Origin of the sequence: Parahaliea mediterranea (assembly GCF_003402235.1) — a bacterium.
In the GTDB taxonomy this organism is placed as follows: domain Bacteria; phylum Pseudomonadota; class Gammaproteobacteria; order Pseudomonadales; family Halieaceae; genus Parahaliea; species Parahaliea mediterranea.
In genome coordinates, this window is the sequence record NZ_QEWO01000008.1 from 1 (window position 1) to 13210 (window position 13210).

At 62.6% G+C, this 13210-nt stretch carries 11 protein-coding genes; 8 read left to right on the forward strand and 3 right to left on the reverse strand.

Annotation, left to right across the window (positions count from 1 at the left end):
* Positions 1–349: 349 nt before the first annotated feature.
* Positions 350–502: a transposase gene (locus tag DDZ17_RS22545; protein ID WP_157976756.1), complete on the reverse strand. Its 153-nt coding sequence runs from the start codon at positions 500–502 to the stop codon at positions 350–352.
* Between the two features lie 193 nt (positions 503–695).
* Positions 696–1352 (reverse strand): PEP-CTERM sorting domain-containing protein, encoded by a 657-nt coding sequence (locus DDZ17_RS19930; RefSeq protein ID WP_116368758.1) that lies wholly within the window; start codon positions 1350–1352, stop codon positions 696–698.
* Positions 1353–1903: 551 nt separating this feature from the next.
* On the opposite strand from DDZ17_RS19930, the gene DDZ17_RS19935 reads away from it, so the two are divergent.
* The 5 genes from DDZ17_RS19935 (at position 1904) to DDZ17_RS19955 (ending at position 8834) form a co-directional block, all read left to right on the forward strand.
* Positions 1904–2344, forward strand: a complete 441-nt coding sequence (locus DDZ17_RS19935) for a MarR family winged helix-turn-helix transcriptional regulator (RefSeq protein WP_206613605.1) — start codon at positions 1904–1906, stop codon at positions 2342–2344.
* A 10-nt stretch (positions 2345–2354) separates the two neighbouring features.
* Positions 2355–3416 (forward strand): HlyD family secretion protein, encoded by a 1062-nt coding sequence (locus DDZ17_RS19940; RefSeq protein ID WP_116368759.1) that lies wholly within the window; start codon positions 2355–2357, stop codon positions 3414–3416.
* Entirely contained in the window at positions 3413–4906 is a 1494-nt protein-coding gene (locus tag DDZ17_RS19945; RefSeq protein WP_116368760.1) for a DHA2 family efflux MFS transporter permease subunit, read from the forward strand. The genes DDZ17_RS19940 and DDZ17_RS19945 overlap by 4 nt, the downstream gene beginning before the upstream one ends.
* A 192-nt stretch (positions 4907–5098) precedes the next feature.
* Complete coding sequence (locus DDZ17_RS19950) at positions 5099–7228, forward strand: TonB-dependent receptor (protein WP_116368761.1); 2130 nt, start codon at positions 5099–5101, stop codon at positions 7226–7228.
* Between the two features lie 4 nt (positions 7229–7232).
* Positions 7233–8834: a BCCT family transporter gene (locus DDZ17_RS19955; RefSeq protein ID WP_116368762.1), complete on the forward strand. Its 1602-nt coding sequence runs from the start codon at positions 7233–7235 to the stop codon at positions 8832–8834.
* Between the two features lie 87 nt (positions 8835–8921).
* Here DDZ17_RS19955 and DDZ17_RS19960 read toward each other — a convergent pair whose 3' ends face one another.
* Positions 8922–9404 carry a thioesterase family protein gene (locus DDZ17_RS19960; protein ID WP_116368763.1) on the reverse strand — a complete coding sequence of 161 codons (483 nt, stop codon included), beginning with the start codon at positions 9402–9404 and terminating at the stop codon, positions 8922–8924.
* Between the two features lie 94 nt (positions 9405–9498).
* Between DDZ17_RS19960 and DDZ17_RS19965 the strand changes: the two genes are divergently transcribed.
* The 3 genes from DDZ17_RS19965 (at position 9499) to DDZ17_RS19975 (ending at position 13207) form a co-directional block, all read left to right on the forward strand.
* Entirely contained in the window at positions 9499–10467 is a 969-nt protein-coding gene (locus DDZ17_RS19965; RefSeq protein WP_116368764.1) for a GlxA family transcriptional regulator, read from the forward strand.
* Between the two features lie 874 nt (positions 10468–11341).
* On the forward strand, positions 11342–12223 hold the full coding sequence (locus DDZ17_RS19970; RefSeq protein WP_116368765.1) for a beta-keto acid cleavage family enzyme: 882 nt from the start codon (positions 11342–11344) through the stop codon (positions 12221–12223).
* Between the two features lie 12 nt (positions 12224–12235).
* The gene (locus tag DDZ17_RS19975) at positions 12236–13207 is read left to right on the forward strand and encodes a 3-hydroxyacyl-CoA dehydrogenase NAD-binding domain-containing protein (protein WP_116368766.1); all 972 of its coding nucleotides are present in this window, start codon (positions 12236–12238) and stop codon (positions 13205–13207) included.
* Positions 13208–13210 lie beyond the last annotated feature (3 nt).

Sequence of the window (13210 nt, forward strand, 5' to 3'; positions counted from 1 at the left end):
CCCTGTCACCGATTGCGAAGGAGTCTGACTGACGGTAAACAGGTCGAACCGGCACTGGCAAACCCCGTGTCCCCCGAAGGGTGGTAAACCCGTCTAAACGTTTGGGAGCCAGCGCGCGAACAGCCCATCAAGGCCCCGTGGCACTCTGTGGCACGAATATGAGGCCGAATACACGTGAGCAATCGATCCTACTGCCTGACATCAAACCCCTTGCAAACGAGGAGGAGTCCATACACGGGGAACGGGCTTCCGGCTCTACCCATACACGGGGAACGGACATCCATCCGCCGGTAGGTCTCGGACAGGCCCATGACGACGATCTGCACGTTGCCGCGATCCTTCAGACCCTTCAAATAAGGGGGTAGACTCGTTCCGAGCGCCCCAGCTTGACATCGAATACCCGGCGCTTGCGCAGGTCCACGAAAGTGGTGGCATAGCCCTTCTTGAGGGTGAAAAAGTGCTCATCGATGCCCAGTACCCGGGGGCAGGGGCGGTTGGCCATCTCGTAGCGCTTCCATCCCAGGTGATGCTTATACCAGTTCCACGCTTCCTGCCCACGGTCGGTCGCCCTTCCGTAGTTGCGCTTGACTTCGTTTGCGGTGGCCAGCTTAAGGGAGGACTTTCAACTCCAGAAGTGCACCCGGCACGGGCGCACAAAGAAAGCCCGCACCTGCGGACTTCAATGCACGCCCCAATTAAGCGCGTTTGCTACGTGAACGACCGAGACCAGCGAGGCCAGCAAGGCCAAGGCCGAAGAGGGCAAGGGTGGCAGGTTCGGGTACAGCGCTAATGCTCTCACCGATTTGATACGTTATTGACTCTTGTGTGGCGGCATCTGCGATGGTGTAAGTACCGGCGGTCAACCCAAGACTGGCGAATGTCCCCGTGGTCGCCCACGACACGTTCGGCGTCCAGAGCGACCCAACGAGATCGGAAGCAGCTATACCAATACCGGGCGTGATCTCAGGGTTGCGGTAATAAGTAGCGAACTGGGTCGTCCCTGTCGAAGCCCAATCACCAAAGAAGTCATTGGTACTTATAGTGAAAGGGTTGTCGACAACCCAAGCGCTCAAATCGGTGCCTGCGCTGAATCCAAACCAAGTATCTACTTGCCCCATGGATGTGTCGCCCATGACGTCAGACTCAACGGTGGAGTCCAAGCCCGTGCCTCCCCAAGTTGAGAATCCTTGCGGTACCACGCTGACCAAGTTCGCAGTGTTCAGCACCCCTGAAGAACTCATGAGGACGTTTCCACTTGACTCTGTAAAAGAAAAAATAACACCTGCACGCGCCTGCCCTACAGCCGCTGTGAGCACCACCACGATGCTTACCAATTTAACGAATTTGCGCATTTTCAATCCCTTGGTTAGGCAGTCTAGCTAACGGAGCAATTAACATGCCACAAAAAAAAGCTTTGAAAAAACAACAAGTTTTATGTATTCCGAGAATTATCACATCTGCACATGGCCCTGGATGTAAAAATTTCTGACACATGGCTAGGGTTTCCTCGCTAGCGGCATGCGGTGCAACAGTATGAACACTCAGTGATGTATTTTTTGCTCTTCAGCAGGCAGAAGTGGACGAGAACTTTGTTCTCCAGACTGCTGACAAACCCCGGTTATTTAGCCGGGGTTTGTCGTTTTGGGGATCGTAGATAAAGTGCCGTCGTTTGAATCGGCCGGCCACTGCAATGGCATCACCCAAGCGGAATAGATGGGCACATACGACGGACTCTTTCCGAGTCAGCTTGAAGTGGCACGCAATATAGGACGCAGAGGGTAGCTCCCAAGCAGACCTTTCTTTGAGGATCACCACATCCCAATGCCAAAAACTGCTACTCCCCACCCTTGCTTATTTAATAAGCATACTTATAATACGCCAGCACAAATTACGGAACCTTCCTATGATCAAGAGCGACGTCGAAGCCCAGATGAGCTTCGAGCTGCATTCGGCCGCCCGCCTGCTGCGCCGCAATTTCGATCGCCGCGCCCGTGAGCACGGCCTGACCCGCTCGCGCTGGCAGGTGCTGTGGCACCTGGCCCAGCGCGAGGGAGTGAAGCAGGCGGAGCTGGCGGAGAGTATGGATGTGGCCCCCATCAGCCTGACGCGGCAACTGGACAACCTCGAGCAGGAGGGGCTGGTGGAGCGGCGCCGGGACGATAACGACCGGCGCTGTTTTCGTATTTATCTCACCGAGGCGGCGCGGCCGGCACTGGCGGTACTGCGGGATCTGGCCCAGGCAACGCGGGCGCAGGCGCTGGACGGGCTGTCTGCCCGGGAAGTGGATCAATTACAGAAACTGCTGGGTCGGGTTCGCCAGAACCTGAGCCGCGACGAGAAGTAAGGTGGTAACGATGAATCATGGCACAAGACGCCGGCTCGGTTTTGGCGCCGGCATACTCACCGCGGCGGCGGTGGTGGCCTGGCTGGTTTTTGGTGGCCAGGGCAGCGTGCACAGCGACAATGCCTATGTGAAAGCCGACAAGTTGGCCCTGGCCACGGATGTGGGCGGCATTGTGGCGGAGGTAGGGGTGCGCGCCAATCAGCCGGTGCAGCGCGGGCAGTTGCTGGTGCGCCTGGATGACACGCCTTTTCGCCTGGCGGTAGAGGAAGCCGAGGCCCACCTGGGCCAGGTGCGCAACCAGTTGCAGTCGCGCATTGCCGATTACGCCGAGGCGGAAGCGGCCCTGGAGCAGGCCCAGCGCGACGCCGATTATTACCAGCGCCAATTGCAGCGCAACGAAAAGATGGGGCCGGTGGCAATTTCTGAATCGCAGCTGGATGAGGCCCGCCAGGCCCTCAGCCGCGCCCGCTCGCAGATCGCCATCAACCGCCAGAAGCTGTCCAGCCTGGCGGCGGAGCTGGGTGGGGGCATCGACGCCCCGCTGGCGTTGCACGCCGACATCAAGGTGGCCCAGGCCCAGCTCGACCGCGCCCGCTATCAGCTCTCGCGCACTGCGGTGTATGCGCCGGTGGATGGCATTGTGGCCAACGAGGTGCCCCAAGTGGGCGAGATGGTGCCCTCCGGCATGACGCTGGTGTCCATGCTCAGCAGCGAGGGCACCTGGGTGGAGGTGAACCTGAAGGAAACCCAGCTCGCCGGCGTGCAGCCCGGCCAGCGCGCGCGGGTGGAGGTGGATGCCTACCCCGGCGTGGAGTGGGAGGCGGTGGTCGACAGCCTGAGCCCCGCCAGCGGCTCTGAATTTGCGCTGATTCCGGCCCAGAATGCCAGCGGCAACTGGGTGAAGGTGGTGCAGCGTGTTCCGGTGCGCCTGCACCTGACCGCCACCCGAGCGGATCAGCCGGTCCTGCGCGCGGGCATGAGTGCCGAAGTACACATCGATACCGTCCCCACGCCCCAGGCCGGCGCCACGGTGGTGGCCGGCGGCCCCGGCGCGAATAACACCGCGCAATGAGAGAACGCGGCGGCAGCATTCTGATGGTGACCGCCAGCACCATGCTGGCCACCATCATCCAGGTACTGGACACCACCATCGCCAATGTGGCCCTGCCCCATATGCAGGGCAGCCTCGGCGCGGGCAGCGACCAGATCACCTGGGTGCTCACGTCCTATATTGTTGCCACCGCCATCATGACCCTGCCGGTGGGTTATTTGTCCCAGCGCTTTGGCAGGCGCAACATTTTCCTCTGGTCGGTGGCCGGCTTTACTATTTCCTCCATGCTGTGTGGCCAGGCCAGCTCGCTACCGGAGATGGTGCTGTGGCGCATGCTGCAGGGCGTGTTCGGGGCGTCACTGGTGCCGCTGTCGCAGGCCACGCTGCTGGACACCTTCCCCCGGGAAAAGCTCGCTTCGGCCATGAGCATCTGGGGCATGGGTGTGATGCTCGGCCCCATTCTCGGGCCCTCGCTTGGGGGTTGGCTCACCGATAACTACTCCTGGCGCTGGGTGTTTTACATTAATGTGCCGCTGGGCATTGCCTCGCTGGTGGGTATTTATCTGTACCTGCCCGACACGCCACTGCGCAAACAGCGCTTTGACAGCTGGGGCTTCGCCTTTATTGCCCTTGCCGTGGCCTGCCTGCAGTTGCTGCTGGATCGCGGCGAGCACGTGGAGTGGTTTGAGTCACTGGAAATCCAGCTGTACGCCGTGATCGGGCTGCTGGGGCTGTACCTGTTTATCAACCACTCCGTGGGACGCGAGGATAAGTTCTTTTCGCCGGCCCTGTTCCGCGACCGTAACTTTCTGGCCGGCACTATCTTCATTTTTATTGTGGGCATTGTGCTGCTGGCCACCATGGCCCTGCTGCCGCCCTTCCTGCAGCAGTGGAAGGGCTACCCCGCCGTCACCACCGGCCTGGTGCTGATGCCGCGCGGCGTTGGCACCATGGTGTCCATGCTGCTGGTGGGGCGCCTTCTGAAGTTCATCGACCCGCGCACGGCCATCCTCACCGGCATGGGGCTGGTAACCCTGTCGCTGCACATGATGGCCGGCTTTAACATGGAAGTGGGGCAGCGGGAGCTGGTGATTACCGGCGTGTTGCAGGGGCTGGGCCTTGGGCTGGTGATGGTGCCAACGTCCACCCTGGCCTACGTCACGCTGCCCCCCAATCTGCGCGACGAGGCCACCGGCCTGTTCAGCCTGGCGCGCAACCTGGGTTCCAGCATCGGGGTGTCCATTGTAATGGCAGTGCTGTCGCGCAGCCTGTGGATCAACCAGCAGGAGATTGGCGCCCGGGTGCAAATGTCGCCGGACCTGGCCGGCGCCCTGCACAATACTGGCAGCTTGATGGCCATGCCGGCATCGGTGCTGCAGGAGGTGAGCCGCCAGGCGGCGGAGATCGCCTACGTGAATGACTTCCATCTGTTGATGCTGATCAACATGGCCGCCATGCCGCTGGTGCTGCTACTCAGCAACCCCGACTTCAAGGCCAGCGCCAAAGCCTGAGTTGGCAGCGGCCAGGGTGCCCTGGCCGGCGAGGGCAATTACTATTAGTGTTCAAAACCTTTTATGCTTCGGTTTTTGAGCATTTTTGTTCGTATTTTGGCAAATAAAGGCTGATCCACTCCGTATCATACGCGTCATTCATTTTGAGTTCTGTCTATTTGGCACTGAAACGAGAAGGAGTGAAGAGACGTGATGGAAACGACCCGCAACCGACAGCCCCGCCCCAAATACCCCCTGCTGCGCCTGGCCGGCGCCGGCCTGCTGGCCACTAGCGCCCTGCCCGCGACGGCCGCACTGGAAGAGGTGATTGTCACCGCCCAGAAGAAGGCCGAGAACCTGCAACAGGTGGCCGTGGCGGTTTCCGCCTTCAGCGAAGACACCATCCGCAACACCGGCATTCTGGACATTGGCGATGTTACCGCCCAGACGCCGAGCTTCTCCATCTCCAGCTACAACCCCACCACCCCGGCACCCTATGTGCGCGGCGTGGGCACCAACTCCAGCAGCGTTGGCGACGATGCCTCCGTTGGCGTGTTCATCGACGAGGTGTACGCCGGGCGCGCCGGCGGCTACAGCGCCGACATGTTCGACGTGCAACGCATTGAGGTGCTGCGCGGCCCCCAGGGCACCCTGTACGGCCGCAACGTGGCCGGCGGCGCCATGAACATCATCACCAACAACCCCAGCAATGAGCTGGAGGGCCGCGCGGAGGTGACCGTGGGCAACTACAACCTGCTGGGCATCAACGGCATGTTGAGCGGCCCCCTGAGCGACGACGGCGGCGTGCGCGGCCGCATCGCCGTCTCCAGCCGCGAGCGCGATGGCTGGGTGGACAACGTGAACACCGGCAACGAGCTGAAAAACGTGGACAACATCAGCGGCCGCGCCAAACTGGCCATTGACCTTGGCAGCAGCGCCGAGCTGCTGCTGTCCGCCGACTACGGCAAGGACGACGACCTGCGCGGCCCCGCCGCGCGCAGCACCATCAATGTGCTGCCGCCCTTCCCCGGCGAGCCCAATGACAAGGTATCGCTGGATTTCGACGGCTTTACTGAACGCGAGCTGTGGGGCACCTCCGCCACCCTCAACTGGGACCTGGGCCCCGGTACGCTCACCTCCATCACCGCCTATCGCGCCAATGAATATTCGTTCCTCGATGACCTCACCGGCACCTGGCCGGTGCTGTCGCTGACCAACGACGCCGAGGAGGACTCCTCCCAGTTCTCCCAGGAATTGCGCTACGCAGCCGAAGCAGAGCGCTTTGGCTACACCGTGGGGGCCTACTACTTCAACGAGGAAGTAGACCGCCTTGAGTCCTTCGACTCCTCCGGCAACCTCGGCGTGCCCGGCACCTCCCGCCCCCTGTGGGACGCCGAGATGGACAGCACCAGCGCATCGCTGTTCGGCGAGGCCACCTGGTATGTCACCAGCCAGCTCAGCCTGATCGCCGGCGGCCGGTACACCTGGGATGAAAAACAGTTCAGCAATGTCACCAACAACCCGGACCTGCTGGGCTACCTGCTGGAAGCCTACCGCGTTGACGAGGAAGAAACCTGGAGCCGCTTTACGCCCAAGCTGGGCGTGGAATACCAGCTGAACGACGACATCATGCTCTACGCCACCTGGGCCGAGGGCTACAAGGCCGGCGGCTACAACGGCCTGGCGGCCACCCTGGCGGAGGCGCAAAAGCCCTTTGACCAGGAGATCGTGTCCAGCTACGAGGCCGGCTTCAAATCCGACCTGCTGGACAAGACCCTGCGCATCAACGCCAACGTGTTCTACAGCGACTACCAGGACCTGCAGAATTTCTTTGTGGATGTGGCCACGTCCGAGGTGATCACCGCCACCGCCGATGCCGAAATGCAGGGCCTGGAGCTGGAAATCTGGTGGACCCCGCTGGAGCGCCTGGACATCTTCCTGGCCGGCAGTGTGATGGATACCGAGTACACCAAGTTCCCGGCCAACCCCGCGGTGGAGGGCAACCAGCTGATGCGCGCGCCCGAGACCAGCGGCTCGCTGGGTGTGCAGTATGTGCAGCCGGTGAGCGACTGGGGCGACCTGCTGCTGCGCACCGACGTAACCTACACCGACGAGATGTACTTCAGCACCGCCAACGATATCAACAGCGGCGCCGAGAGCTATTCGCTGGTTAACGCCCGCGCCGCCCTGCGCATGTACAACGGCTGGGAATTTGCCCTGTGGGGCAAAAACCTCACCGACGAGGACTACGTGGTGCACAGTTTCAGCGCTGGTGCTGGCGACGGCCACCCGATCTACGGCAACCCCGCCATGTGGGGCCTGACTGCCTCCTACGCGTTCTGAACGCATGACTGAGGTGCCCCCCACACTGCCCGCCGGCAGCCCGCGCATCGACTGGGCCGTTTTTTTGCCCTCGCTCGTTGTGGTGCTGCTGGCGGGCGGTTATTTGAGCCTGTTTCCGGAGCAGGCTGAAGCCAGCGCCCGCGCCGCCATGCACTTCGTCACCAGCCGTTTTGGCTGGCTGTTTGTACTGGTAGGCTTTTGCGCCTTTGTGTTCGCCCTGTGGCTGGCCTTTGGCCGCTATGGCCAGGTCAAGCTCGGCAAGGCCGGCGATACGCCGGAATTTCGCGAGATTCCCTGGGCGGCGATGATGTTCAGCGCCGGCATCGGCATTGGCCTGGTGAGCTGGGCCTTTGTGGAGCCGCTGTACTACCTGTCTGCACCGCCCCTTGGCATTGCCGCGCACTCCAGTGCGGCGGTGGAATGGGGCCACATGTACGGGCAGTTCCACTGGGGCTTTATCCCCTGGGCGCTGTACGCCATCCCCTCGGTACCGGTGGCCTACATGCTCTACGTGAAGGAGCGCCACGCCCTGCGTATATCCGAAGCCTGCGAGAGCGTGCTCAACACCCCGGCGCGCCAGCGCTTAAAGCCAGTGATCGACACCCTGGTGATCATCGGCCTGATCGGCGGCGCCGGCACCTCCCTGGGTCTTGGCGTACCGCTGGTGTCGGCCTTTGTCGGCGAACTGTTTGGCATAGCCGACAACCTGCTGACCCGCCTCGGCGTGCTGGCCTTCTGGACGCTGCTGTTTGGCGCCAGTGTCTACCGCGGCCTGCACAGGGGCATCAGTATTCTCAGCGACATCAACATTGGCCTTGCCATGGCCATCCTGCTGTTCATCCTGTTCGCCGGGCCCACGGTGTTCATCCTGTCGCTGAGCGCCAACAGCCTGGGCCTGATGCTGGACAACTTCACCCGCATGTCCTTCTGGCTGGACCCGGTCGATCGCGGCGGCTTCCCCGAGGCGTGGACCCTGTTCTACTGGGCCTGGTGGGTCAGCTATGCCCCCATGATGGGCCTGTTTTTTGGCCGCATCTCCCGCGGCCGCACCATCCGCCACCTGGTGCTGGGGGTGATCGGCTGGGGCAGCCTGGGTTGCTGCTCCTTCCTGGCCATTTGCGGCGCCTTTGCGCTGGATTTGCAGCTGAGCGGCACCCTGCCCGCGGTGGACCTGCTGGCCGAGCAGGGCATTCCCGCCACCGTGGTGGATATCGTGGGCCAGATGCCGCTGGGCGGGCTGATGATTGCGGTGTACACCTTCCTCAGCTTTATCTTCCTGGCCACCACGCTGGATTCCGCCGCCTATGTGCTGGCCAGCATCAGCAGCCACGCCCTGCGCGGCGACCAGGAGCCGGCGCGCCGCAACCGCCTCACCTGGGCCTTTGCCCTGGCATTCATCGCGGTGGGTTTGCTGATTGTGGGCGGGCTGAAAACAGTGCAGTCGCTGACCATCATCACCGCCCTGCCCCTGATTCCTGTGCTGCTGTTGCTGTGCGTGGCGCTGTTGCGCTGGCTGAAGCAGGACTTTGGCGCGGCGGTACAACAGCCGGTGCTCACCCTGCCGGCCGGGGATGACCAGGCACAAGCAGAGCGCCGCGAATCCTAGCGGCGCCTGCGCCTTGGCTGGGACTGGGACTGGGACTGGGACTGGGGGCGTGCGGTAACCGGGCAGCGCTTTCAGCGCGGCCGCGCGCTAGCGGCGGGGAATGGCGATGCGCCGCCCCAGATCATCCGCCTCGGGGCGGGCGCTCCAGCGGTCCTTGAAGCGGGCGATCTGTGCGCCCACCGCCGCCGGGAAGTCGGCCGAGCGGCCGCTGGCGGTATCGATGAACATCAGCATCAATTCGCTGCTGGCCAACACCTCGCCGCTCTCTTCGTGGCGCATGGCGTGGTACACATGCAGACGCTTGTGATCGGAGTCCACCACACTGGTGTGCACCGTCAGCGGCGCTCCCTCGCCCACTTCACGCAGATAACGCACATGGGCTTCCAGCGTATACAGCGAGCAATCGTGGCGTGCGCGCCAGGTCTCGTCGATGCCGATGGCGTCCATCAGGGCATCGGTGGCGTAGCCAAACACCAGCACGTAGAAGGCCTCGCTCATGTGGCCGTTGTAGTCGATCCACTCCTCCCGCACCGGGGTGCGATAGGCGGAAAAGGCATTGCTGAAATCCATGGCGAGCTCCGGTATCGATACTGCCGCCCCATAGTAAGCGAGAAGCGTGTAGACTTATGCGCATTTCCGACGGGAATATGCCGGAATTCGCCTGATGTTTGGAGATGCACCGTCCACCAGCCCCCAGCGTATCGGTTTTCTGATCCTGCCGGGCTTTTCCATGATCGGCCTGTCGGCCATGGTAGACCCCCTGCGCTGGGCCAACACCCTGGCGCGGGAGGCGCTTTACGACTGGCAGATGCTGTCACTGGGCGGGCGCCCCGTGCGCTCCAGCAACGACATCAGCCTGATGGCCGACAAAGCCGTGGAGACCGTAAAGGGCATCGACACCCTCATCGTGTGCGCCGGCTTTCACCCCCAGAAACACTTCAACAGCAAGCTGGCCAGCGCCCTGCGCCGGCTGGCCGCCGTGGGTGTCGACCTGGGCGGCCAGGATACCGGCAGCTACCTGCTGGCGGCGGCAGGCCTGCTGGAAGGCTACAGCGCCACCATCCACTGGGAAAACCACGACAGTTACCGCGAGGCATTTCGCAACGTGCGCGTGGTGCCGGAGCTGTTCGAGATCGACCGCAACCGGTTTTCCTGCTCGGGCGGGCTGTCTGGCCTGGACATGATGCTCTACCTGGTACAACAGCAGCACGGCGCCGACCTGGCAGCGGCCATCTCTGACCAGTTGATTTACCATCAGGTTCGCGAGGGCAGCGACCCCCAGCGCCTGTCGTTGCAGTCGCGCTACGGGGTGTCCAACGCCAAGCTGCTGGAGACGATTGAGAATATGCAACGGCATTTTGAGCACCCGCTGCCGATACCGGAGCTGGCGCGGCGGGTGCATGTGTCGGAACGTGAGCTGGAGCGCTTGTTTCGCAGCCATATGCAGACCACGCCGCTGACGTTTTATCGCCGGCTGCGGCTGGAGAAGGCCCAGCTGTTGCTGCAGCAGACGAGTTTCAGTGTGACGAATATTGCACTGCGCTGTGGCTTTGGCTCGACTTCGCATTTTTCCCGCAGTTATCACCGGCATTTTGGGTATCCGCCGCGGGAGGAGCGGCAGCGGCCTGGGTGACGGGCTGGTGCTCTGGCCTTTTCGCTCTGGCCTTTTCGCTCTGGTTTGAGGCGGCCTTGCGGCCGCTGCATCGCCGCCGTCATGTGAAACCCTTTTGCTACATTCCAGGCGTTCGGTGTGCCTTCCTGTTGTTGTTTTTACCTCGTTAGTTGCAAACGGCTTTGGTCTAGGCATAGGTGTGCACAGTATCTGCGGCACGTTGATCGGCCTTAAGTTCGGCAGTGCCCTTCGCGATGCTTGGAGACGGGGTAAGCGCAGACCGAGCCCACAGCCGCCGCCTTCCAAGTCCGCAAAAGGGTTTCACCTGTCGACGTCCATGCGGGTGCCAGGGGCAGGGGCGTCACTGCGGGCGGAGAGAGTCGATGCTGTGGGCTTAGTGAGCTTAGTGGCCTTTGTAATCTCCTATACGTTCCACCCGCCTTGCTTCGACTCCCCACCAAAAACAAACCCGTGTGACGCTGCATCGCCTACCCGACGCGTTGCCGGTGAACAGGTGAGTCTTTTACGGACTTGGAGGGCGTCGGATGCGAACTCGGTCTTCACTTACCTCGTCTCGCGGCATCGCGAAGGGCACTACCGAACTTCAGAACGATCAACGTGCCGCAGATACTGTGCACTCATATGCCACAACCAAAGCCGGCTGCAACTAACGAGGTAAAAAACAACAACAGGAACGCGCACCGCATGCGCCCGTAATGGAGTAAAAGAGCTCACCTGATCGCCGGCAGCGCAGCGGCCGTAAGGCCGCACGACGAGCGAGCCGCGCAACAAACCCCCACCCCCACCCGTCGCATTCCGACAAACACTCTTCGCATAAGCTCAAAACCTTTTCCCGCACTCCGGTACCGTGGGCCGCAACCGTCAAGGAGAGCCCATGAACAAAGACACCATCATCACCTGCGCCGTCACCGGCGCCGGCAACCCCGGCAAACACCCCAACTTCCCCATTACCCCACAGCAGATCGCCGACGCCGCCGTCGAGGCCGGCCGCGCCGGGGCCGCAGTGGCCCATGTTCACGTGCGCGACCCAAACACCGCCGCCCCGTCCCGCGACATCGCCCTGTACCGCGAAGTGGTGGAACGCATTCGCGCAAGCGACTGCGACATCATCATCAACATCACCGCCGGCATGGGCGGCGATTTTGTGCCCGGGGACGACAATCCCGGCATTGGCGGCGAGGGCACGGACATGATCAGCGCCGCCGAGCGCATTGCCCACATCGAAGAACTCAAGCCGGAAATCTGCACCCTGGATTGCGGCAGCATCAACTTCGGCGACGATTACGTGTACATCTCCACCCCGCCGATCCTGCGGGAGATGGCCGAGCGGGTGAAAGCCGCGGGTGTTAAACCGGAGCTGGAAGTGTTTGAGCTGGGCCACCTGGCCTTTGCCAACCAGATGCACGCCGACGGCCTGCTGGAAGCGCCGGCCCTGTACCAGCTGTGCCTGGGCATTCCCTGGGGGGCGCCCGCCAACACCACGGCCATGAAGGCCATGGTCGACATGCTGCCGGCGGGCTGCAACTGGGCCGGCTTTGGCATCGGCCGCCTGCAAATGCCCATGGTGGCCCAGGCCACGCTGCTGGGCGGCAATGTGCGGGTGGGGCTGGAGGACAACCTCTACCTGGAGCGCGGTGTATTCGCCAGCAACGGTGAGCTGGTGGAAAAAGCCGCCGGCCTGATTTGCGCCATGGGCGGCAGCATCGCCACCCCCGAGCGGGCCCGCGACATTCTCGGCCTGCGCGGCACCCAGTAAGGAGACACACCAATGAGCACACAACGCCCCCAACCTGAACACGTGCAAACGGTCGGCATTCTCGGCACCGGTGTGATCGGCGGCGCCTGGGCGCTGCACTTCCTGCGCATGGGCAAGGACGTGCTGGTGTGGGACAGCGCTCCCGGCGCCGAACAGCGCCTGCGCGACAAAGCGGCCGAAAAGTGGCCCCTGCTGGAGCAGCTTGGCCTGCGCGAGGGCGCAGACCTGCGCCGCTTGCAGTTTGCCGACTCACTGGAGAACTTCTGCCAGAGCGTCGATATCATCCAGGAGAGCACGCCGGAAGACCTGGCCCAAAAGCAGGCCCTGTTCGCCCAGCTCGATGCCCTGACCCCGGCCCACGTGGTGATTTCCTCCAGCACCTCCGGCCTTTTGATGACCGACATCCAGAAGGACTGCGCCAACCCCGGGCGCACGGTGGTGTGCCACCCCTTCAACCCGCCCTACATGATTCCCTTCTGCGAAGTGGTGGGCGGCGAGCAATCCGACGACGACGCCGTGGACTGGGCCGCCGCGTTCTTTCAATACAACGGCAAGCAGGTGGCGCGCATGCAGCGGGAGCTGCCGGGCTTTATCGGCAACCGCCTGCAAGACGCTATCTGGCGCGAAGCCCTGCACATGGTGGACAACGGCGAGTGCAGCGTAGCGGACATCGACAAGGCCATCAGCTACGGCCCCGGTTTGCGCTGGGCCATCATGGGCCCCTGTGCCAACATGGCCCTGTGCGGCGGCGAAGGCGGCATGCAGCGCATGCTGGACCACTTCGGCCCCTCGCTGAAAGAGCCCTGGACCCGGCTGGAAGCGCCGGAGCTGACGGACACGCTGTACCGCGACATGATCGACGGCTTCAACGCTTCAACCGGCGGGCGCAGCATGGCCCAACTGGCCGAAGAGCTGGATGACTGCCTGATCCGCATCCAGCAGGTGCTGCGGGAATACCGCGAAACCCACGGCATCGAACGATAACCC